Annotated in this window: 19 protein-coding genes and 1 pseudogene; 8 read left to right on the top strand and 12 right to left on the bottom strand. The window is 70.3% G+C overall.

The features are described from left to right. Nucleotides 1–111: 111 nt before the first annotated feature. Nucleotides 112–606, top strand: coding sequence for an Lrp/AsnC family transcriptional regulator (locus H9Y04_RS33740; protein ID WP_187817944.1), 495 nt, complete (start codon nt 112–114; stop codon nt 604–606). Between the two features lie 3 nt (nt 607–609). After that, complete coding sequence (locus H9Y04_RS33735; RefSeq protein ID WP_187817943.1) at nt 610–1,308, top strand: HAD family hydrolase; 699 nt, start codon at nt 610–612, stop codon at nt 1,306–1,308. Nucleotides 1,309–1,317: 9 nt separating this feature from the next. Here the strand turns inward: H9Y04_RS33735 and H9Y04_RS33730 are convergent, their stop codons facing one another. Both H9Y04_RS33730 and H9Y04_RS33725 read right to left on the bottom strand, forming a co-directional pair. Then, on the bottom strand, nt 1,318–1,761 hold the full coding sequence (locus tag H9Y04_RS33730; protein ID WP_187817942.1) for an MmcQ/YjbR family DNA-binding protein: 444 nt from the start codon (nt 1,759–1,761) through the stop codon (nt 1,318–1,320). Nucleotides 1,762–1,898: 137 nt separating this feature from the next. Then, nucleotides 1,899–2,321, bottom strand: a pseudogene (locus tag H9Y04_RS33725) (TetR family transcriptional regulator C-terminal domain-containing protein); the annotation flags it as partial. Nucleotides 2,322–2,444: 123 nt separating this feature from the next. Here H9Y04_RS33725 and H9Y04_RS33720 point away from each other — a divergent pair. Then, on the top strand, nt 2,445–3,608 hold the full coding sequence (locus tag H9Y04_RS33720; RefSeq protein WP_187817941.1) for an agmatine deiminase family protein: 1,164 nt from the start codon (nt 2,445–2,447) through the stop codon (nt 3,606–3,608). 270 nt (nt 3,609–3,878) lie between these two features. Here the strand turns inward: H9Y04_RS33720 and H9Y04_RS33715 are convergent, their stop codons facing one another. The 4 genes from H9Y04_RS33715 to H9Y04_RS33700 form a co-directional block, all read right to left on the bottom strand. Further along, complete coding sequence (locus H9Y04_RS33715) at nt 3,879–5,948, bottom strand: iron ABC transporter permease (protein ID WP_187817940.1); 2,070 nt, start codon at nt 5,946–5,948, stop codon at nt 3,879–3,881. A 3-nt stretch (nt 5,949–5,951) separates the two neighbouring features. Beyond that, entirely contained in the window at nt 5,952–6,944 is a 993-nt protein-coding gene (locus H9Y04_RS33710) for an iron-siderophore ABC transporter substrate-binding protein (RefSeq protein ID WP_187817939.1), read from the bottom strand. Beyond that, nucleotides 6,941–7,801, bottom strand: coding sequence for an ABC transporter ATP-binding protein (locus H9Y04_RS33705; protein WP_187817938.1), 861 nt, complete (start codon nt 7,799–7,801; stop codon nt 6,941–6,943). The genes H9Y04_RS33710 and H9Y04_RS33705 overlap by 4 nt, the downstream gene beginning before the upstream one ends. Before the next feature lie 151 nt (nt 7,802–7,952). After that, nucleotides 7,953–8,330 carry a YybH family protein gene (locus H9Y04_RS33700; protein ID WP_187817937.1) on the bottom strand — a complete coding sequence of 126 codons (378 nt, stop codon included), beginning with the start codon at nt 8,328–8,330 and terminating at the stop codon, nt 7,953–7,955. Between the two features lie 106 nt (nt 8,331–8,436). Between H9Y04_RS33700 and H9Y04_RS33695 the strand changes: the two genes are divergently transcribed. After that, the gene (locus tag H9Y04_RS33695; RefSeq protein WP_187817936.1) at nt 8,437–9,327 is read left to right on the top strand and encodes a LysR family transcriptional regulator; all 891 of its coding nucleotides are present in this window, start codon (nt 8,437–8,439) and stop codon (nt 9,325–9,327) included. 57 nt (nt 9,328–9,384) lie between these two features. Here H9Y04_RS33695 and H9Y04_RS33690 read toward each other — a convergent pair whose 3' ends face one another. After that, nucleotides 9,385–11,370 carry an ABC1 kinase family protein gene (locus H9Y04_RS33690; protein ID WP_187817935.1) on the bottom strand — a complete coding sequence of 662 codons (1,986 nt, stop codon included), beginning with the start codon at nt 11,368–11,370 and terminating at the stop codon, nt 9,385–9,387. After that, the gene (locus H9Y04_RS33685; protein ID WP_187817934.1) at nt 11,367–11,810 is read right to left on the bottom strand and encodes a DUF4345 domain-containing protein; all 444 of its coding nucleotides are present in this window, start codon (nt 11,808–11,810) and stop codon (nt 11,367–11,369) included. The genes H9Y04_RS33690 and H9Y04_RS33685 overlap by 4 nt, the downstream gene beginning before the upstream one ends. 86 nt (nt 11,811–11,896) lie before the next feature. Here H9Y04_RS33685 and H9Y04_RS33680 point away from each other — a divergent pair, with 86 nt between their 5' ends. After that, on the top strand, nt 11,897–12,520 hold the full coding sequence (locus tag H9Y04_RS33680; protein ID WP_187817933.1) for a TetR/AcrR family transcriptional regulator: 624 nt from the start codon (nt 11,897–11,899) through the stop codon (nt 12,518–12,520). 222 nt (nt 12,521–12,742) lie between these two features. Here the strand turns inward: H9Y04_RS33680 and H9Y04_RS33675 are convergent, their stop codons facing one another. Both H9Y04_RS33675 and H9Y04_RS33670 read right to left on the bottom strand, forming a co-directional pair. Then, nucleotides 12,743–13,021 (bottom strand): hypothetical protein, encoded by a 279-nt coding sequence (locus H9Y04_RS33675; RefSeq protein WP_187817932.1) that lies wholly within the window; start codon nt 13,019–13,021, stop codon nt 12,743–12,745. A gap of 236 nt (nt 13,022–13,257) precedes the next feature. Continuing rightward, complete coding sequence (locus H9Y04_RS33670; protein ID WP_187817931.1) at nt 13,258–13,680, bottom strand: secondary thiamine-phosphate synthase enzyme YjbQ; 423 nt, start codon at nt 13,678–13,680, stop codon at nt 13,258–13,260. 65 nt (nt 13,681–13,745) lie between these two features. On the opposite strand from H9Y04_RS33670, the gene H9Y04_RS33665 reads away from it, so the two are divergent. Further along, nucleotides 13,746–14,840, top strand: a complete 1,095-nt coding sequence (locus H9Y04_RS33665; protein ID WP_187817930.1) for an NAD(P)-binding domain-containing protein — start codon at nt 13,746–13,748, stop codon at nt 14,838–14,840. 6 nt (nt 14,841–14,846) lie between these two features. Here H9Y04_RS33665 and mltG read toward each other — a convergent pair whose 3' ends face one another. Together mltG and H9Y04_RS33655 are read right to left on the bottom strand one after the other, a co-directional pair. Beyond that, nucleotides 14,847–15,716: an endolytic transglycosylase MltG gene (gene mltG / locus H9Y04_RS33660; protein ID WP_187817929.1), complete on the bottom strand. Its 870-nt coding sequence runs from the start codon at nt 15,714–15,716 to the stop codon at nt 14,847–14,849. Between the two features lie 94 nt (nt 15,717–15,810). Continuing rightward, entirely contained in the window at nt 15,811–17,676 is a 1,866-nt protein-coding gene (locus H9Y04_RS33655) for an ABC transporter ATP-binding protein (RefSeq protein ID WP_187817928.1), read from the bottom strand. Nucleotides 17,677–17,805: 129 nt separating this feature from the next. Here H9Y04_RS33655 and H9Y04_RS33650 point away from each other — a divergent pair, with 129 nt between their 5' ends. Both H9Y04_RS33650 and H9Y04_RS33645 read left to right on the top strand, forming a co-directional pair. Beyond that, nucleotides 17,806–18,297, top strand: coding sequence for a MarR family winged helix-turn-helix transcriptional regulator (locus tag H9Y04_RS33650; RefSeq protein WP_187817927.1), 492 nt, complete (start codon nt 17,806–17,808; stop codon nt 18,295–18,297). A gap of 20 nt (nt 18,298–18,317) precedes the next feature. Further along, nucleotides 18,318–21,251 carry an FAD-binding and (Fe-S)-binding domain-containing protein gene (locus H9Y04_RS33645; RefSeq protein ID WP_187817926.1) on the top strand — a complete coding sequence of 978 codons (2,934 nt, stop codon included), beginning with the start codon at nt 18,318–18,320 and terminating at the stop codon, nt 21,249–21,251. Nucleotides 21,252–21,387: the final 136 nt, after the last annotated feature.

Below are 21,387 nucleotides of genomic sequence, written 5' to 3'. Positions count from 1 at the left end.
GCCATCGACTGCATAAGGAAAGCATTCACGTCGCTACTGGCTCAACTCGGGCCGAAAGCCCTGGGCCATTGGTACAGTCAAGGTCTGATTCTTACGGCCACCGGAGGGCCAATGGCAGTCGATGCGCTGGATGCACGGATTCTGCGTCTGCTGATCGAGCAACCCCGTACGAGCGTGCGGGAGTACGCGCGGATCCTGGGCATCGCGCGCGGCACCCTGCAGGCGCGGCTCGACCGCCTGGAGCGGGACGGGGTGATCACCGGATCGGGGCCGATGCTCTCGCCCGGCGCACTGGGCCATCCCGTCCTCGCCTTCGTGCACGTGGAGGTCACCCAGGGGCATCTCGACGACGTCGGCGACGCCCTCGCGCAGGTGCCGGAGATCATCGAGGCGTTCTCGATCACCGGCGGCGGGGATCTCCTGACCCGCGTCGCCGCCCGCGACAACGCGCATCTGGAGGACGTCATCCAGCAGCTGATCTCGCTGCCCGGAGTCGTCCGCACCCGCACCGAGGTGGCGTTGCGCGAGCGGGTGCCGCACCGGGTGCTCCCCCTGGTGGAGAAGGTGGGCCGGGCCGCCGAGTCCGCGCGGCCACGGCATGCTTGAGGAATGCGCACTTCGAACAGCACGAGCCCTCTCGGCCGCACGGCCATCGTCTTCGACCTCGACGGGACGCTCGTCGACAGCGAGCCCAACTACTTCGAGGCCGGCCGTGAACTCCTCGCCCGGTACGGCGTGACGCACACCTGGCAGGAGCACGAGCGGACCATCGGAGTGTCCACCGCCGAGACGATCCAGATGTGGCAGGACGAGTACGGCATCACCGACCCGCTGGAGGAGCTGCTCGACGAGAAGAACGCCACCTATCTGCGCCTCGCCCGCCGCTCCACGCAGGCGTATCCCGAGATGGTGAAGTTCGTGCGGCGGCTGCACGGGGACGGCGTGCCGATGATCGTGGCCTCGGGCTCCTCGCTCGCCGCGATCCACGCGATTCTCGAGGGCACCGGGCTCGACGCGTATCTGACGAAGGCCGTCTCGGCGGACGAGGTGCCGTCCGGCAAGCCGGAGCCCGATGTCTTCCTGGAGGCGGCCCGCCGGCTCGGTGTGGACCCGGCGGACTGCGTGGTCATGGAGGACGCGGCGCCCGGCGCCGTCGCCGCACACAAGGCCGGGATGCGCTGCATCGCGATTCCGTACGTGGCTGCGGCGGCGGACGACGCGGAGTTCGCGACGGCGGATCTGCTGTTCAAGGGCGGTCAGCGGGAGTTCACGGCGCAGGCCGCGTACGACTGGCTGAGCGCGCACTAGGCACGGCGGTCAAGGGTTTGTGTCGCGCGGCGGGCCGCCTTCCTTGTCCAGGCGGGCCACCCGCCGGACGCCCGCGACCCGGCGATAGGACGCGTCGAGGAGTTCGGCCACCTCCGCCCAGTCCACGTCCTCAGGCGCCGTGGTGCCGCGGGCGGCGAGGTCGATGCCGATCCACCCGGACGGGGCGAGGTAGGCGGGTGCGAAGAAGCGCTCGTCCTCGGCGAGAGCCGCGCGATCGGACTCGTCCGGCAGGACGATCAGACCTCGGTCGTAGGGGACGCGGGTATCGGCGGAGACCTTGGTCGAACCGCCGTACCAAGCGAAGAACTTGCCGGCGCGGAAGCCCGGGCGTCCGTGTGAGATCTGCTCCTGAGCGTCCGGGAACATCAGCGCCAAGCGGCGCAGCCGTACCAGGTACGGGTCGTCGTCCTCGAACATGACGGGATGAGGCATGTGACCACAGGCCAATCTCGACGCTATCGCTGCCCTCGTCCACGGTAGGCCACACCGGACTCCATGCCGAGGGTCCTGGCGTGGACACTCCTGTCCGGGCAACAGCAGCCCGGCCCCGCTCGGGAGGGAGCCGGCTGCTAACGGCCCAGCGTTTCGATCTCGGCGTCGATGGCGTCGCCCATCAGGGCCCGGGCGTGGCCGATCCGGAGCGTGCCGCTGAGCCAGCGCATGCTCAGTCCTTCGAGGAGGGCGGTGAGCCGCTCGGCGGCTGCCGCCAGGGCGGCAGGCGGGGCCGTCGGCTGGACCCGGCCCAGCAGGCCCGCCACCTCCTGGACCCAGACCAGGGTGACGCGCGCCAGCTCTTCACGCAGGACTTCGTCGAAAACGGCGCACGCCCTCAACTCGCCCCAAGCGCTGCTGTTCTCCCTGACCTCGGTCGTGTCCTGCAGTTCGAGCAGAAGGGTCTGCTCGAGCTCCTCGCGCGGACCGAGGGGCTTGCCGTCCCGGTCATGCTGCGTCGTGTAGCGCTCCGCGCGGTCGCTGATGAACTCCAGCGTCTTCGCAGGACTGCTCGGGTGATCGCCCGGCGCGGGGGCCGTGGCCTGCGCGTGGAGGAGCTGGCGGGTGGCGACACGAGAGGCATCAGCACATCCTGATCCCGTCAGCTCACGACCGGAGACCCCATGCCCGACCTTCGCCCGTCCCGCCGCTCAGCTCTGCGCATGGTCGCCGGCGTCGGCACGTTCGCTTTCGGCGCCTCGGCATGCGGCCCCGGCGGCGCCCGCGAGGGCACCGGCAACGCCACCACCGGACAGGCCGCGAAGAAGCCGGGCGACGGCCTGCGGATGCCCGCGGAGTGGGAGAGCCACGCCCGCACCTTCATGTCGTGGCCGGCCCTGGAGTCCGTGTGGGAGGACGATCTCCCCTACGTTCGACAGGACATCGCCCGGGTCGCACGAGCCGTCGCGGAGTACGCGTACGTCGTGATGATGGCGCGGCCGGACCAACAGGCCGCGGCTCAGAGGGCATGCGGCTCCGCGGTCGAGGTGATCCCCCTGGCCGTCGACGATCTGTGGGCGCGTGACACGGTCCCGGTGTTCGTCGAGGACGACAGGCAGGTCGTCGGAGTCGACGTCAACTTCAACGGCTGGGGCAACAAGCAGGTCCACACCGACGATGCCCAGGTCGGCCGGACCCTGCTGGCCGAGTACAAGATCCCCCGCATCCAGGCACCCCTCGTGGCCGAAGGGGGTTCGTTCGAGACGGACGGCGAGGGGACGCTCCTGATCACCGAGAGCTCGATCGTCAACGACAACCGCAACCGCGGAAAGTCCCGCGCTCGGATCGAGGCCGAACTCAAGAAGCTCCTGGGCATGGAGAAGGTGATCTGGCTGGAGGGCGTACGCGGCGAGGACATCACCGACGCCCACGTCGACAGTCTCGTACGGTTCACCGCTCCCGGTGTGATCCTCCTGGACCGGGCCTTCCCGGGCCTGCCCGCCGACTCCTGGTCGCGGTCCTCGGACCAGGCCAGGTCCGTGCTCGGCGAAGCGACCGACGCCCACGGCCGTGGCTTCGAGATCATCGACCTGCCGCAGCCCGACCCGGACCTGATCACGGGCTACACCGACGACTTCCTGTCGACCTACGCCAACTTCTACGTCGGCAACGACGCGGTGTACATGCCCAAGTTCGGCGACAGGAAGGCCGACGACCGGGCTCGGGGCATCTTGCGGGAGCACTTCCCGAAGCGGGACATCGTGCGGCTGAACATCGACACCATCGCCACCGGCGGAGGCGGCATCCACTGCGCCACCCACGACGAGCCCGGCCCGCCGGTGGACTAAAAGGTGCCGCCTCGACCCGCTTTCCAGGCCGCACTCCACCTGGCTTCCCTCGTCATGCGGGCCCGCGGATGAACGACGTACTGCAAGAACGACCACAGACGGCCAGGACACCGGGACCCACCTCCACAGCGACCGCATCCGGGGCGTTCCCCTACATCGCCTGACTTCTCGACCGCCAGTGGCCCCGGGCGCCTGAGCGCCCGGGGCCATGCGTGAAGCGAGTTGCCGGCGTCGGCTCCGTATCGGCAGAACTCTCCGTATCGGATGGAGTTAGCGCCTGCTCCGTATCAACAGGAAGAGGAAGTACGGCGTGCCGATCACCGCGGTCATCAGGCCCGCGCCGAGCTGAGCCGGTGCGATGACCGTGCGGCCCACCACGTCGGCCGTGCACACCAGGATCGCGCCGAGCAGCACCGCGACCGGGACGACCCGGGCATGCTGACGGCCGACCAGGGCGCGGGCCGCGTGCGGGGCGACGAGGCCGACGAAGGCGATGGTGCCCGCGGCGGCGACGGCGGTCGCGGTGAGCAGGACGGCGAGGACGAGGAAGCCCAGGCGGCCCTTGCCGAGGTTGAGGCCGAGCAGCCGCGGGGTGTCCTCGTCGAGCGAGACGAGGTCCAGTTCCGCGCGGCGGGCGACCGCGACGGCCAGGCCGACCACGAGCACCGCGGCGAGCGGCAGCGTGTCGACGAAGGTCCGCCCGTACGTCGAACCGGACAGCCAGGTCAGGGCCTTGGTCGCGTTGAACGGGTCGGTGAGGATGATCATCAGGCTGGTCAGCGCGTAACCGGCCGTCGCCATGCCGAAGCCGACGAGCACCACTCGGTTCTGCTGGAACCCGCCCCTGGCCGAGAGCCCGAAGACGACCACCGCGGTGACGGCCGCACCGGCGAGCGCCGCGCCGGCCACGGCCCATGCGCTGGCCAGCGGCACGGTGGTGACCAGGAGTACGGCGCCTACCGCAGCGCCGTTCGAGACGCCCAGCGTGCCGGGTTCGGCGAGCGGATTGCGGGTCACGGCCTGGATGAGCGTGCCCGCCAGGGCGAGCGCGCCGCCCGCGAGCAGCGCCGCCGTGACGCGCGGCATCCGGGTGTCGAGGACGAAGGAGACGCTCTGGCCCGCCTTGCCCTGCACCCAGTTGAGTACGTCGCCGAGCAGCAGCTTGGCGTCGCCGAGGAGTACGGACGCGATCATCACGCCGACGAGGGTGACGACGAGAACGGCGCCGGTGGCGAGGAACACGGTACGGCTGCGGATCTTCAGACGGTCGGCCGCGACCGAACCGCCCGCGTCCTTGACCCGGGCCGCGAGCACGACCAGGAACACCGCGCCGACGAGGCTGGTGACCACACCGGTGGGCACGGCGACGGCGGTGTCGGCGGGGACGAGCGCCCGCAGCACCACGTCGGAACCGAGCACGAGGGCCGCTCCGGCGAGCGCCGTGAACGGCAGGCTCGCCCGAGACTTGTTGAAAGTACGCAGGCGCCGCGCGAGGAACCGTACGAGCGCGGGCGCACACAGGCCGACGAAGCCGACGGGACCCGCGAGAGTCACGGCGGCGGTCGACAGGAGCGCGGCGAGGGTCACGGCCGTGACGCGTGTGGAGCGCACCGGCACACCCACGCCGCGGGCGGCGTCGTCGCCGAGCGCCAGGGCGTCGACGCGGCGCGCGAGCAGCATCAGGCCGATCAGTGCGAGGACGGCGATCGGGAGCATCTGCAGGACGCCGTCGAAACCGTTCTGCGCGATGCTGCCCTGGTTCCACTGGTGCAGGCCCTGGGTCTCCAACGGGAAGAGCAGCAAAAGGCCTTCGGTGATGGACGTCAGGCCCAGGGTGAGGGCGGTGCCCGCGAGGACCAGGCGTACGGTGCCGGCGCCCAGGCCGGACAGCACGAGCACGACCGCACCGGCGGCGAGGCCGCCGAGGAAGGCGATACCCGAGGAGGCGAGGAAGGGCAGCGAGAGACCCGAGGCCGCGGCGATGCCGAGGGCGAAGTACGAACCGGCGTTGACGGCAAGGGTGTCGGGCGAGGCGATCACATTGCGGCTGACGGCCTGCAGGGTGTGACCGGCCATGCCCAGGACGGCACCGATGAGCAGGCCCGCGACCATGCGCGGCAGCCGCGAGGCGATCACTACGGAGGAGTCGCCCGCGTCGGCCTGCCCGGTGAGCGCCTTCCAGACTTCGGAGGCGCCCACCGCGGCAGTGCCCTGGGTGATGTCGATGACCGCGAATACGGCCACGACGAGAACCAGGAGGGCCGTCACCGCGGCCGCGCCCGAACGGGACGGTGCGGCCGTCTGCGGACGGGTGGCGGGGGTGGTTGCGGTGACGGCCATCGGTTACTTCGTCAGCGCCTTCACGAGGTTGTCGACGTACGCGCTCATCGAGCCGGTGCCGCCGAACATCCAGATGCCGTCGTCGAGACGGTGCACGTTGCCCTTCTTCACGAACGGCAGCGAGGTCCACACCTTGTCCTTGGCGAGGACGCCGGTGAACGGGGTGCTGGACTTGTCGTCCTTGTTGCCGATGTAGGCGAAGTGGACGTCCTCGGGCAGCTTGGTGAGGCCCTCGACATCGGTGGCGCCGAGGCCGTACGCCGGGTCGCCCTTCACGGTCCAGGGGTTCTTCAGACCGAGCTTCTCGTTGATGCCGCCGATCAGCGAACCGCTGGTGAAGGGGCGGATCGAGGTCGTGTTGCCCTGGACGTAGCCGTCGGCGAACGCGACGTTCGCGCCCGCGAGATCGGCGTCGGCGAGCGCCTTCTTGCCCGCCTCGATCTTGGCGTCGAGGTCCTTCTTGAGCTGGTCGGCCTTGTCGGTGGTGCCGGTGGCCTGGGCCAGGAGGTCCAGGTTCTTCGTCATCTGGCCGACCGGGTCCTTGGCGTCGGCCGGCTTGATCGTGATGACCGTGCCGACCTCCTTGAGCTGCTTGATGGCAGCCTCGGGCAGGTCCGTGGTCGCCACGATCAGGTCGGGCTGCAGCGCCGCGATGGAGTCCATGCTGGGCTCGCCGCGGGTGCCGATGTCCTTGGGGTCACCGGTCAGCGGGACAGCCTGGTCCCACTGCTTGTAGCCCTTGACGTCGGAGACGCCCGCCGGGTTCACGCCGAGCTCGACGAGGTGCTCGACGACGTTCCACTCGGTGGCGATGACCTTCTTGGCCGGCCCGTCGAGCTTGACCTGGGCGCCGGTGCCGTCGGTGAGTTTGATGTCCGCCGAGCCGGGCGCCTTCTTGTCGTCCTTCTTGTCCGCGGCGGGCTCGGTGGTTCCGCAGGCCGACAGGGTGAGAGCCGCTGCCGTGGTGACGGCCGCGGCGAGCAGAGTGCGCCTCATGACTGGGTGGAGAGCCTTTCGCTTCGCGAGTGGTGACGGCCTATCGCGCGGGTGCGCAGATGACCGGTGAGGGGATCGGTGTCGACCTCGATGCGGATGCCGTACGTCTCGGTGAGCCGCTCGGCGGTGAGCACGTCCTCGGGGTCGCCGTCGCCGATGACCCGGCCGTCCCTGAGCAGGACGATCCGGTCGGCCACGGCCGCGGCCTGGTCGAGGTCGTGCAGGACGGCGCCGACGGCGATGCCGTGGCCGTCCGCGAGATCGCGCATGAGGTCGAGGAGTTCGACCTGGTAGCGCAGATCAAGATGGTTGGTGGGCTCGTCGAGGAGGAGGACGCCCGTCTCCTGGGCGAGGCAGCCTGCGAGCCAGACGCGCTGCAGCTGACCGCCGGAGAGGTGCTCGACTCCGCGTTCGGCGAGCGAGGCCATGTCCGTCATGGCGAGTGCGCGGTCCACGGCGGCGGTGCCGCCCGGATCGGTCTTGCCCCAGCGGCTGCGGTACGGATAGCGGCCGAACTCGACGACGTCGCGCACGGTCAGACCGCTCGGCGTGGGCCGCCCCTGGGTGAGCAGCGCGACGCTGCGGGCGAACTCCCGCGGGCTCAGGGCGAGTCCGTCGGTGTCGGCGTCCAGCGTGATGGTCGCGGTGCGCGGGCGCTGCAGTCTGGCGAGCGTGCGCAGCAGCGTGGACTTGCCGCTGCCGTTGGGCCCGACGAGGACCGTGACCTCGCCGGGGCGCAGCGTCATCGAGGCGTCATGGACGACATCGACGCCGTCGTACGCCACGGTGACGTCCGTGGCGGACAGCTCATGCCCGCGGGGACGCCTTGCCTCGGAGCTCTCTTCAACAACTCGCACGCCCCGAAGGTTAGCCTAACCTTAGGCTTACGCCATCAGGGGGTCCACCAGCGGATCTTCGCCTTTGCCCGGGTCTCGCGACTCCCGTACGCAGGTCGACGCCGCGAGGTCGCCGGCGCGGGGCGGCGACCTCGCGGCATGCGGGAAGAGGTCAGTTGCCGTCGGCCGCCGCGGGCGGCACGAATTCCGGCTGATCGAGCAGGCGCAGCCAACTGCCGTCGGGCTGCCGCCTGACCACCTGCGCCCGGGCGCCCGTCCCGTCCTTCGGGGGCGTCGAGGTGAGGGCGATATCGCCGCTGATCAAGGTCGGCAGCGGCCGCTCCGGCTCGAAGTGCGGACGGTTGGCCAGCACCTTCGCCCACAGCTCACGGATCGCTTCGCGACCCACCGTCCTGCTGCCGGGCGGGTACGCGAGCACCGCGTCCTCCTCGTACAGGGCGGCAACTCCCGCCGCGTCACCGGCATTCGAGCGTTCGACGAACAGGCGGGTGATGTCCTCGGGCCGCATGGCCTTCTCGTACTCCGTCATGACTCTCTCCTCGATCTCCCTGCGTCGGCTTCGCTGCAATCAAGCCTGGCTTCGCCCTTACCAGAAGTCCAACAGATGGTTTTCATGGAAGCTAGAATTTCCAGTCATGGACCTGAGGCAGCTCGAGTACTTCGTCGCGGTCGCCGAGGAGCGGAACTTCACGCGCGCCGCCGAGCGCGTGCACATCAGCCAGTCCGGTGTCAGCGCACAGATCCGCCAGCTGGAACGCGAGCTGGGTGCCGAACTCTTCGACCGTTCGGCGCGCGCCGTCACGCTCACGGTCGCGGGCAAGGCGGCCCTCGAACACGCGCGGGCAACGCTGGCCGCCGCAAAGGCAGTCGGCGAAGCGGTGGACGAGGTCAGCGACCTCGTCCGTGGGCGGCTCACGGTCGGGATGGTCATCGGCTGCACCATCACGCCCCTGTTCGACGCTCTCGCCGCCTTTCACCGGGCTCACCCCGGCGTGGAGATCTCGCTGGTGGAGGACAACTCCGACCGGCTCACGGAAGGAGTACGGGAAGGCTCCGTCGACCTGGCGCTCATCGGCGTCGCGCACTCCGCGCCCGAAGACCTCGAAGCGCTGACGATCATCAGCGAGCGACTTGTCGTGGCCGTCCCGCCGGATCACCCCTTGACGAAGAAGCGGCGGATCACTCTGCGCGACCTGGTCGACCACCCGATCGTCTGCATGCCGCCCGGCACAGGACTGCGCACGGTGTTCGACCGCGCCTGCGCCGCCCAGAGCCTCGAACCCTCGATCGCCCTGCAGGCGAGTGCCGCGGACGCCATCGCGGACCTCGCGGCCCGCGGTCTCGGGGTCGCCGTCCTCAGCGAATCGATGACCGCGGACCATCGCGACCGGCTCACCGTCCATGCCATCGTCGACGTCGGGATTCCGGCCCTGCTCGCGCTCGTCTGGAAGAGCACGCACAGCCCGGCGGTGCGCCAGATGCTCGCTCACAGCCGGCGGGCGTTCGGCGGGCCGGCATCCGCGTAGCGGTCGTACCGGAAAGGCGTCACGCGGCTGCGCGATCAGCGAGCCGCGGGCCGCCCCTCACCCGCTGCGGCTCTCACGTCTGCGGAATCCGCCGACCAGCACCCTCAGCATCATGATCACGCTGGGCACGAGCAGGTTGTAGCCGAAGACCTCGTGGAGGCGCAGTCGGTCCGAGACCCGTGGGCCGCCGCCGGCGGCCAGCAGAACCACGGACATGAGGCCGGTGGTCGCTGCCAGAACCGCGACCAGGGCCTGCTGGAGCAGGCCGGCCAGGACGCGCTGGTCCGCGGGGTCGGCAAACATCCGCGTGTTGACCGTGAACACCCCGCGCTCCAGATCCGCCGTGATCCGCTCCACCTGGCGCGGGATGCGGCGCAACAGCGGGATCAGCGACACCAGTTCGTCCCGCGCCGCCTGGCGCAGCGACTCGGGGTGCAACTGCGCGGTGATCTCGCGTTCGGCGAAGGCACGCGTCTCGCTGACGATGTCGAAGCCGGGGGCGAGATGGGCGAGCGTGCCCTCAAGGGCGGCGAGGGCGCGGGAGACCGCTGCCACCTCTGCCGGTACGGCAACTCCGTGGGCGGAGACGATACGGAAGAGGTCGGTGAACATCTCCACGTCGGGCGTCAGGCCAGGGCCCAGATGGCGGGCCATGAAGCGGCCGAGCGAGCGCTCCAGGGACTCTCCGTCCACCGCTTCCGAGCGGTCCATGATCGCGACGAAGGCGTCCCGGACACCCGCCGGGTCGCGCTGGTCGATGCCGACCAGGAGGCGCTGCAGCGAGCCTTGGAGCCGGGTGTCCAGGCGGCCGACCGAGCCGAAGTCGATCAGGGCGAGGGAGTCGTCGGGGAGCAGGAGGATGTTGCCGGGGTGCGGGTCGGCGTGGAAGACACCATCGACCATGATCTGACGGAGCAGGACGTCGAGAAGCGTGCGGGCCGGCGCGCCGCGGTCCGTGCCGCGTGCCGCCAGGGTCGCGGCCGCGCTGCCCAGACTGATGCCGTCGAGAGCCTCCATGACGAGGACGCGGGCCGTCGTCAACTCCTGGTGCACCTGCGGGAGTCGTACGGGAGAACGCCCTGCGCCGGCGGCGGCGACCGTGGCGAGGTTGCGGGCCTCGATACGGAAGTCGAGCTCTTCGCGGAGCGAGTCGGCGAAGCCTTCGGCCAGGTCGACCGCGCCGATGCCGCGGGCCCAGGCGAAACGGCGCTGCAGGGTGCGGGCCGTCCGCCGCACGATGTCGAGATCGCGGTCGACGACGCGGACGATGCCGGGGCGCTGCACCTTCACCACCACCGGGCGGCCGTCCGACAGCGTCGCCCGGTGGACCTGGGCGATGGAGGCCGCGGCGAGCGGGGTGGGGTCGAAGTCCTTGAAGAACTCCTCGGGAGGTGCGCCGAGTTCGTCTGTCAGTTGCTCGCGCATCTGCTCCCAGGAGGCGGGCGGGACCTCGTTCCGCAGCTTGCTCAGTTCGTCGATGAACTCCGGCGGCAGCATGTCCCGGCGGGTGGAGAGCAGTTGGCCGAGTTTGACGAAGGTGACGCCGCTGTCGTCCAGGGTGCGGCGCAGGGCGACGGCGTACGCGGCGTTGCGCTCGGGCGCGTTGCGGCTCGGCCGGTCGGCGGCGAAGCGGGGCAGCCCTGAGCGTGTGGAGATGGCACTGACCTGGGCGTACCGCCGGGCGCGGAGGATGCGGCGATGGAGCTCCTTGATCAGCCCGACCGGCCCGGCACCGCTGGGGACACACGCCTCGATGAGGAGGAGCATCAGCATCGTGAGAGCGAGCGTGACGCCCCAGAACACCGTCACCAGGGACCACTCGCTGCCCTGCCGCATGTCACGGCCCACGGTGGAGCCACTGATCGTGATCGCGACGAGGGTGCAGAACGCAATCCGGGGCACCCCCGAGCGCAGATTCAGCAGGCGCCGGGCGAGCAGCGCGGGAACGAAGGTGAAGAGGAATCCCAGGACGAACGACGGGACAAGGAAGTCGGTCTCCGGCGGGCCGAACTCGCCGGACGCGGCCAGCAGGACGACCCTCATCGAGCGGTCGAGCGCGACGGTACGGCTCCCCCGGCGGCCTGCACGTGCTGGGCGCGTTCGCGGGAGGCACGCTCATCGGCGTCGGCCAGCCAGAACCAGACCGATGGAAGGGCCAACTCGAGTACGGTCAGGGCCACTTGGAACGAGTGCGGCCACCCGTGCACGGCCAAGGAGAGCAGCCTCCCGATGCCGCCGAGCAGGAACACCGCGGCGAGCCACCGCACGACGCGGGCCGGGACGGTTTCCTGCCGGACCGCCCAGATCCAGACCAGCCCGTATCCGGCGAAGATCGCGCCGAAGAACCGGCCCAGGCTGTCGAGGGTCGCCCCGGCGTCGGCCTCGCCGGGAATGGCGGCATTGCCGCCGGCCACATGGAACAGGCCGATCGCCACGCAGGCGACACCCATCACCCACGCGGACATCCGCAGAGCTCTGGCCATGACTCCCCCTCGTTCTTAGTTGACACACGTCTACTAAGAACGAGTCTAGGTGCCACTAGTAGATGAATGTCAACTAAGCTGCGCGGGTGACTCGCCGACGCCTGACTCCCGCCGACCGCCGCGCCCAGCTGCTCGCCGTCGGCGCCCGCCTCTTCGCCGCGACCCCGTACGACGAGGTGCTGATGGAAGACGTCGCGCAGGAGGCCGGGGTGTCCCGCGCGCTGCTCTACCGGCACTTCCCCAGCAAGCACGCCCTCTTCGCGGCGGTGTACCAGGAGGCGAGCGACCGGCTCCTTGCGGCGACCCGGTTCGATCCGGATGCCACGCTCGTCGAACAGCTCACCCAGGGCCTCGACGCCCACTTCGACTACTTCATCGCGAACCGCCAGGCCGTACTGGCCGCCAACCGCGTGCTCGCGGGCGACCCCGTCATCCAGACGATCATGACGGACGAGCTCGACTCCCTGCGCTCACGCCTGCTCGGCGTACTCCCGCTCGCCGACGACCGCATGCACGACGCCGTCTCCGCGGCACTCAAGGCGTGGCTGGTGTTCGTCCAAGTCCTGGTCGTGGACTGGCTCGCACGCGAGACCTGCACTCGAGCAGAGCTCCGCGACACCTGCATCGGGGCCGCGGTGGGGGCCTTGCGTCCACTGCTGCCGGAGGATCCGGCAGCTGACTGGCCGGCGGTGGACGGTGCTGGGGCGTGACCTCGGGCGTACAGCCCTTCGCGACCGAACGCCCCACCCCCGGAGCCCCTCACCCGTCAGCTGAGGAACGGGCTCCTGCGCGCTCGTCACCGCGGGTATCGCTGACGACGTGGGCTCACCCGCGATAGCAGCACGAGCACGTAACGGCGCACGACGGAGGCCGCACCCCCTGCCTGCGTGGCCGACGCTCGGCCTGTCGGCGGAGCCTGTCTCGCTTGGCTGCTACCGCCCACCCTGGGCCCGGCAACGCCGCGCGATGAACTCGGCGGCCGAGCCCGCGAGGAGCGCCAGACTGAGCCCCAGAACCACGGCGTTGATGAGCGATGGCCCTTGAGTCCACGCCCAGACAGTGCCCACGGCGAACGCTGCCACGGCCGCACCCCACCCGGCCCAGCCGCTCCCGGCGAGCAGCGGACTGCCCGCGTATCGCTTGCGGTATCGCAGTACGACAATGACCGCCGCGACGGCCGACGACATGGACGGCCCCGAAAAGTACTCCATGGATCCACTCTTTCCCCGGGGCTTGCCGGACCTGGCCGGCCACGCGCTACGGGCAGTATCCGCCGGTGTATTTGCGCGGCAGGAGATCGGGATCCCGACCTTCATGCCCCGGGATGAATCATCCGTGTGAGTGATGCACAAACGAGGCGGCCCAGGCCTGGCTGAGGTTCAGTCTGCAAGTGGCTCGGCGGTGCACGGAACGTCCGACCCGAGGCCCTCCATCAATGCTCGACAACTCATCCGAGGAACGAAAGCCGCACCCGCCGCTGAGTGTTGTCGCGGTTCGTGTCCACCAAGCAGACCGACTGCCAGGTGCCGAGTTCCAGGCTGCCCTCGATGACCGGGAGTGTGGCGTGCGGGGGGACCAGGGCCGGCAGGACGTGGTCGCGGCCGTGGCCGAGGCTGCCGTGGGCGTGCTGCCAGCGCTCGTCGGCGGGCAGGAGGGTGTGCAGCGCCGCGAGCAGGTCCTCGTCGCTGCCGGCGCCGGTTTCGATGACCGCGATGCCGGCCGTGGCGTGCGGCACGAAGACGTTGAGCAGGCCGTCCCGGCCGCCTGCGACCTCGCGCAGGAAGGTCTCGCAGTCTCTGGTGAGGTCCACGACGCGCTCGGAGGAGCCGGTGGCGATCTGCAGGACGCGGGTGCTGAAGGCATCGGACATGGGTCCATCCTCGCGGATTCCCCGGCGGCGGGAAGTTCTCGCGCACTCCCCCGGTTAGTAGAAGCGTGAACGAAACCGGGGTACGAGAAGCGCGGCAGGTCGAGGTCGTGGTCATCGGCGCGGGACAGGCGGGCCTGTCGGCCGCCTACCACCTGCGCAGGGTCGGGTACGTACCCGATCGCGATTTCGTGGTCCTCGACCACGCGCCCCGGCCCGGCGGCGCCTGGCAGTTCCGCTGGCCCTCGCTCACGTACGGCCGTGTCCACGGGATGCATGCGCTGCCAGGGATGGAGCTGACCGGCGCCGACGCCACACGGCCCTCGTCCGAGGTGATCGGTGAGTACTTCGCGGCGTACGAGGAGCGCTTCGACCTGCGCGTGCACCGCCCGGTCGACGTCGCCGCAGTACGCGAGGGCGAGGGCGGGCGGCTGCTCGTCGAGAGCTCCGAAGGCACGTACGCGACCCGTGCACTGATCAGTGCGACGGGCACCTGGGACCGGCCGTTCTGGCCGCGTTACCCGGGCCAGGAGACCTTCCGCGGGCGGCAGTTGCACACCGCGCAGTACCCCGGGCCCGAGGAGTTCGCCGGGCAGCGTGTGGTGGTCGTGGGCGGCGGGGCCTCGGGGACCCAGCACCTCCTGGAGATCGCCCCGTACGCGGCCTCGACCACCTGGGTCACCCGCCGTGAACCGGTGTTCCGCGAGGGCCCGTTCGGCGAGGAGGAGGGCCGGGCGGCCGTGGCGCTCGTCGAGGACCGGGTACGCCAGGGGCTGCCGCCGCGCAGTGTCGTCTCGGTGACCGGACTCCCCCTCAACGACGCCATCCGCGAAGGACTCGCGAACGGCGTCCTCGACCGGCAGCCGATGTTCGACCGCATCACCCCCGAGGGCGTGGCATGGAGCGACGGACGGGTGGTCGAGGCCGATGTGATCCTGTGGGCCACCGGCTTCCGCCCGGTGGTCGACCACCTGGCGCCGCTCCGGCTGCGCGAGACGGGCGGCGGCATACGTCTCGACGGCACACGCGTGGCGCGTGATCCCCGTATCCACATGGTCGGTTACGGGCCTTCGGCGAGCACCATCGGGGCGAACCGGGCGGGACGGGCGGCGGTGACAGAGATTCGCCGGCTGCTCGAGAAGCAGCCGGCGCTCACGACCTGACCGCCCTCAACTGACGCTCGCGGAACCGTTCTTCGCCTGCGCCTGCTTCTCCGCCTGACGCGCCGCGTTGAACTCCTCGACGTTGCGCTGGTGTTCGGCGTAGTCCGCGGTGAAGCGGGTGTCGCCGGGCCGCACCGTGACGAAGTAGAGCCAGTCGCCCTGCGGCGGGTTCAGGGCTGCCGCAAGCGCGTCGTCGCCGGGGTTGGCGATGGGCGTCGGCGGCAGGCCCATCCGCGCGTACGTGTTGTACGGGCTGGAGATACGGGTGTCGGCCGTCGAGGTGTCCACCGTGGAGCGGTTCATCGCGTAGTTGATGGTCGAGTCCATCTGGAGCGGCATGCCGAGGTTCATGCGGTTGTAGACGACCCGGGCCACCTTGCCCATGTCCTGCTTCGTCTCGGCCTCGGCCTGCGCGATGCTCGCGATCGTCACCGCCTGGTAGACGGAGACCGCCTTGTCCTCGGCTGCGGACTTCACCTGCTGCCCACCGAAGCGGCGGTTCGCGGTGTCGACCATGTACGCGAGGAGCGAGGCCGGGGTGGCGTCCTCGCCGATCGGATACGTGGCGGGGAAGAGGTAGCCCTCGGGGTTGCCTGCCGCTTCGCCCGGCAGCTTCAGGCCGATGGTGTGCGCGGACTTACGGGCCGTTCCAGGCGCCGCTTCGAGGGCCTTGTCGATCGCGTCGTACACCTGCGAGGTGCGCCAGCCCTCGGGCACGAGCAGGGTCTTCGCCTGCGACGGCTGCTGCTGCTGCCGGTCGAGGAGTACGGGAACGCCGGCCGCGGCGCCGGCGAGCAGGGCACCGGTGATGCCGAGAGCGACCTTGCCTCTGCGGGTGAGGCGGATCCTGCCCTGGTGGGCACTGTCGTTGCGCATGCGGGAACGGTAACCCGCACAATCCGATAAATCGGACATTCGGCGTGGCGGTGTACCTCGTACGCAGGCGCTGCAGACTCCGCAGGCCGCGGTACTACGCCACGGACTCCAGCCGCTTCCCGTCCACCGGCTGCGGCTCCTGCTCGCCGCCTTGCGTATCGGGCTGCTGCGCATCCCGGCGGACCAGCGCCGCGTACCGGCCGTCCTGCTCCAGGAGCGAGGCGTGCGTGCCGCGTTCGGCGACGCGGCCGCCGTCGAGGACGACGATCTCGTCGGCCGAGCGGATGGTGGAGAGCCGGTGCGCGATGGTGATCGTGGTGCGGTCGGCGGACAGGGCGTCGATCGCTTCCTGGACCGCGCGTTCGGTCCGGGTGTCGAGGGCGCTGGTGGCCTCGTCGAGGATCAGGACCGGCGGATCGCGCAGGATCGTGCGGGCGATCGCCAGACGCTGCTTCTCGCCGCCGGAGAACCGGTGGCCGCGCTCGCCGACCACGGTCTCGTAGCCGTCGGGCAGGGACGCGATGTGGTCGTGGATCTGGGCGGCCTGCGCGGCCGCGTGCAGCTCCTCGTCGGTCGCGTCCGGCTTGGCGAAGCGGAGGTTGTCCGCGACGGAGGCATGGAAGAGGTACGTCTCCTGGGAGACGACGCCGACCGTGTCCGCGAGGGTGTCGAAGTCGAGGTCCCGCACGTCCACGCCGTCGATCGTGACCCGGCCGCCGGTGACGTCGTACAGGCGCGGTACGAGCGAGCTGAGCGTGGACTTTCCCGAGCCGGTCGGGCCGACCACGGCGAGGCTGTGGCCCGCGGGGACGGTGATGTCGATGGCGTCGAGGATGGGCGCGCTGTCCGCGTCGTAGCGGAACTCGACGTTCTCGAACCGGACTTCGCCCTTGACCTGCTCCAGGCGCACGGGGTGCTCGGGCTCCTGGATGTCGATGGGCAGGTCGAGGTACTCGAAGATGCGCTGGAACAGGGCGAGGGAGGTCTGGATCTGGACGCCGGTGGACAGCAGGCTCACTGTCGGCCGGAACAGGCCCTGCTGCAGCGAGACGAAGGCGACGAGCGTGCCGAGGGAGACCGCGGGGCCGCCCATGTGCTGGGCGAGTCCGGCCGCCCAGTACAGGAGCGCGGGGAGTGCGGCCATGACGATGCCGATGGTCGACATCCGCCAGCGGCCGGCCATGCTGGACTTCACTTCGAGGTCGATGAGCTTCTCGGACTCGTCCGAGAAGGACTTGGTCAGGGAGTCGGACCGGCCCATCGTGCGGCCCAGCAGGATGCCGCTGACGGACAGGGACTCGGTGACGGTGGCGGCCATCGCGGCCATCTGCTTCTGGCGCCTGGTGGTGATTTTCTTGCGCTCGTTGCCGACCTTGCGGCTGATCAGCACGAAGACGGGGAGCAGGAGCAGCGAGACCAGTGTGAGGCGCCAGTCGAGCGCGAGCATGGCCGCGATCGTGGCGACGACGCTCGTGAAGTTCTGGACCAGCGAGGTCGCGGTGGAGGTGACCGTGGCCTGCATGCCGCCGATGTCGTTGGCGATCCGCGACTGCACCTCTCCGGTGCGGGTACGCGTGAAGAAGGCCAGGGACATCTGCTGCAGGCGTCCGTAGACGGCGGTGCGCAGGTCGTGCATGACGCGCTGGCCGACGGTGGTGGAGATCAGGGTCTGCAGGACGCCGAAGATGCCGCCGACGACGGCGGCGAGGATCATGCCGAGCGCGAGCAGGCTGAGCAGCCCGGTGCGGCCCTGGGGCAGCGCGGTGTCGAGGATCTCCTTGAGCAGGAACGGCGTGGCGACCGAGACCACCGAGGACGCGGCCACGAGGAGCGCGACGACGGCGAGGCGGCCGCGGTAGGGCCGGAAGAGCCGGACGATGCGGCGCAGCTCGCGCGGCTTGTCCGGGTCGCGGGGCGGTGGCGTCCAGGTGGGCTCGCCGTGTTCGTGTGCGGGCTTCATAAGCCTCCTAAAGGCTCCACAGGGAAGCCTCCTAGCGGCTCCACAGGGTCTGCAGGCAGATTCACGCCAAGGAGCATAGCTCATTGTTACCTATATTCACAATGAGCGGTGTCCTGCTACGCTCCCCCCATGACCCAGGGGACCAGCGAGGCCACGGACCAGGCCGGCGCCGGCACACGTGCCGCCACCGACCGCGACGGCCTGCTCGCGGAGCAGCTGCTCCGGCTCACGCGCCGGATGCACCGCATCAACAAGCGCTCCCTCGAAGAGTCCGGGCTCGGGATCACCCCGGCCCAGTCCCGGCTGCTCCGCGCCCTCGCGCACTACGAGGAGCCGCCGCGGATGGCCGATCTCGCGGCCCGTATGGAGGTCGTGCCCCGGGCGATCACCACGCTCGTGGACGGTCTGGAGAGCAGCGGCTGCGTGCGGCGCGCGCCCGATCCCGCGAACCGGCGGGTGATCCGGATCGAGCTGACCGAAACCGGCCACGCGGCTCTGCGGACCCTGCGCGACGCGCGCCGTGCGGCCGCTCAGGACATCCTGGCTCCATTGACCGCGGAGCAGCGCGAGGTGTTCGGCGGTCTCCTCTCCGCCCTGGTGGACGAGCCCGGGCGGCACTGACCGACGCCGAGGAGAGCCCGATGCCCTTGCTTGAGCCGAACCCCGACGCGCTGCGCCCGCGCCTTGACCGGGGCGAGCCCTCACCCGACCGGGTGCAGGACGGCCAGGCGAACGGCACACCCGAACCTCTGCGGAGCGAGCTCATCGATCTGCTCGGCTCGGAGAAGGTGCTCTGGAAGATCTCCGACCTGGTGCGCTACGCCTCCGACGCCAGCCCCTACCGGTTCGTGCCGCAGGTCGTGGTGGTCGCCGAGGACATCGACGATGTGTCGGCGGTGCTCTCGTACGCGCACGGCAAGGGCCGCCAGGTCGTGTTCCGCGCGGCCGGGACCTCGCTGAACGGGCAGGCGCAGGGCGAGGACATCCTGGTGGACGTGCGCAAGCACTGGGCCGGAATCGAGGTGCTCGACGACGGTCTGCGGGCACGGATCCAGCCCGGCACCACCGTCGTACGGGCCAATGCGACCCTCGCGCGGCACGGGCGCGTGCTCGGCCCCGACCCGGCCAGCGCCATCGCGTGCACCCTCGGCGGTGTCGTCGCCAACAACGCGTCCGGGATGACCGCGGGCACGACCCGCAACTCGTACCGCACCCTCGCCTCGCTCACCTTCGTACTGCCGTCCGGGACGGTCGTGGACACCGGTGAGGCGGACGCCGACGAGCAGCTGGCGCATGCCGAACCGGCGCTGTGTGAGGGCCTGTTGGCGATCAAGCGGGAGATCGAGGCGGATCCGGAGCTCGTGCGGCGGATCCGCGCCAAGTACGAGATCAAGAACACCAACGGCTACCGGCTCGACGCCTTCCTCGACGGGGCCACGCCGGTGGAGATCATGCGCGGCCTAATGGTCGGTTCGGAGGGCACCTTCGGGTTCATCTCCGAGGTCGTCTTCGACACGCTGCCCCTTGACCGGCAGGTGTCCTCGGCGCTGCTGTTCTTCCCGACGCTCAGGGACGCGGCGGCCGCGGTGCCGCGGTTCAACGAGGCGGGCGCCCTGGCCGTGGAGCTGATGGACGGCAATACGCTGCGGGCCTCGGTGAGCGTGCAGGGCGTGCCGCAGGACTGGGCGCAGCTGCCGAAGGAGACCACGGCGCTGCTCGTGGAGTTCCGGGCGCCGGACGAGGAGCGGCAGGCCGCGTACGAGAAGGCCGCGGCGCAGGTGATGACGGAGCTCGAACTGGTCAAGCCGGTGGCGTCGGTGACCAATGAGTTCACGCGGGACGCGAAGACGATCGCGGGGTACTGGAAGGCGCGCAAGGCGTTCGTGACGGCCGTGGGCGGCTCAAGGCCTTCCGGTACGACACTGATCACCGAGGACTTCGCGGTACCGCCCGGGCAACTCGCGGACGCCTGCTCGGCGTTGCTGGAGCTGCAGACGCGGCACGGCTTCGACGCCGCGGTGGCCGGGCACGCGGCGCACGGCAATCTGCACTTCCTGCTCGCCTTCGACGCGGCGAAGCCCTCGGACGTGGAGCGGTACGCGGCGTTCATGGACGAGTTCTGCCGGCTGACCGTCGAGCGCTTCGACGGCTCGCTGAAGGCCGAGCACGCCACGGGCCGCAATATCGCGCCGTTCCTGGAGCTGGAGTGGGGCGAGAAGGCCACCGAGCTGATGTGGCGGATCAAGCAGGTCATCGATCCGGACGGGGTGCTCGCGCCGCGCATCGTGCTCGACCGGGATCCGAAGGCGCATCTGCGTGGCCTGAAGACGATCCCGAAGGTCGAGCTGATCGCGGACCCCTGCATCGAGTGCGGCTTCTGCGAACCGACCTGCCCCAGCCACGACTTGACCACCACACCGCGCCAACGGATCGTCCTGCGCCGGGAGATGATGCGCCAGACGCCGGGATCCCCCGTCGAGGACGGCCTGGTCGAGGCGTACGGGTACGACGCGGTCGACACCTGCGCCGGGGACTCCACCTGCAAGCTGGCATGTCCGGTCGGGATCGACACCGGCATGATGATGAAGTCCTTCCGGCACGCCCGGCACACTCCGCGCGAGGAGAAGATCGCCGCCCTCGCCGCGAAGAACTTCAAGGCCGTGGAGGTCTCGGCGCGGCTCGCGGTGGCCGCCGCGGACAAGATCAGCGACCGGCTGCTCACCACGGTGACACGCGCCGCGCGCAAGGCGGTGCGCCCCGACCTCGTGCCGGAGTGGCTGCCGGAGGTGCCGGGCGCGGCCGCCCGCAAGCTGCCGGGAACGTCCCGTACGGGCGCGAGCGCCGTGTACTACCCGGCCTGTGTGAACCGGATCTTCGGCGGCCCCGAGGACCGCCGCGGACCTTCGCTCGCCCAGTCCGTCGTCGCGGTGTCGGCGCGAGCGGGCAAGCCCGTGTGGATCCCCTCGGACGTGGCCGGAACCTGCTGCGCCACGATCTGGCACTCCAAGGGGTACGACGAAGGCAACACCGTGATGGCCAACCGCATCGTCGAGGCAGCCTGGGGCTGGACGGCCGGCGGCAGGCTGCCGCTGGTCGTGGACGCGTCCTCGTGCACGCTGGGCATCTCGCACGAGGTGGTGCCGTATCTCACCGACGACAACCGGAAGCTGCACGCCGAGCTGACCATCGTGGACTCCCTCGTCTGGGCCGCCGATGAGCTGCTCCCCCACCTCACCGTGCACCGCAAGGTGGACTCCGCGGTGGTCCATCCCACCTGCTCCATGCGGCACTTGGGCGACGACGCCCAGCTCAGGACCGTCGCCGAGGCCTGTGCGCACGAGGTCGTCGTGCCCGACGACGCAGGGTGCTGCGCCTTCGCCGGCGACCGCGGCATGCTGCACAAGGAGCTCACCGAATCGGCCACCGCCCGCGAGGCGGCCATGGTCACTTCCCGCCATTTCGACGCGCATCTGTCGGCCAACCGCATGTGCGAGGTCGGCATGGACCACGCCACGGGACGCTCGTACTACTCGGTCCTGATGGAGCTGGAGCGCGCCACCCGGCCGGCCGGCTGATGCCTTACGGCAGACAGGCGTCCAACTGAACGACTCTCCAAGGCACTTCCGCAGCAGCCCGGTCCGCGTCCAGCGGGCCGGGCGGCGCTGTTTCCGGGGGCCATCCGGGGCTCCCCCGCCCGGTTTTCCGCGCTCT

The sequence above is a fragment of the Streptomyces polyasparticus genome (genome assembly GCF_014493765.1).
GTDB lineage: Bacteria > Actinomycetota > Actinomycetes > Streptomycetales > Streptomycetaceae > Streptomyces > Streptomyces polyasparticus.
Note: the sequence above shows the minus strand (reverse complement) of the source record. Positions and strands in the feature narration are given on the sequence as shown.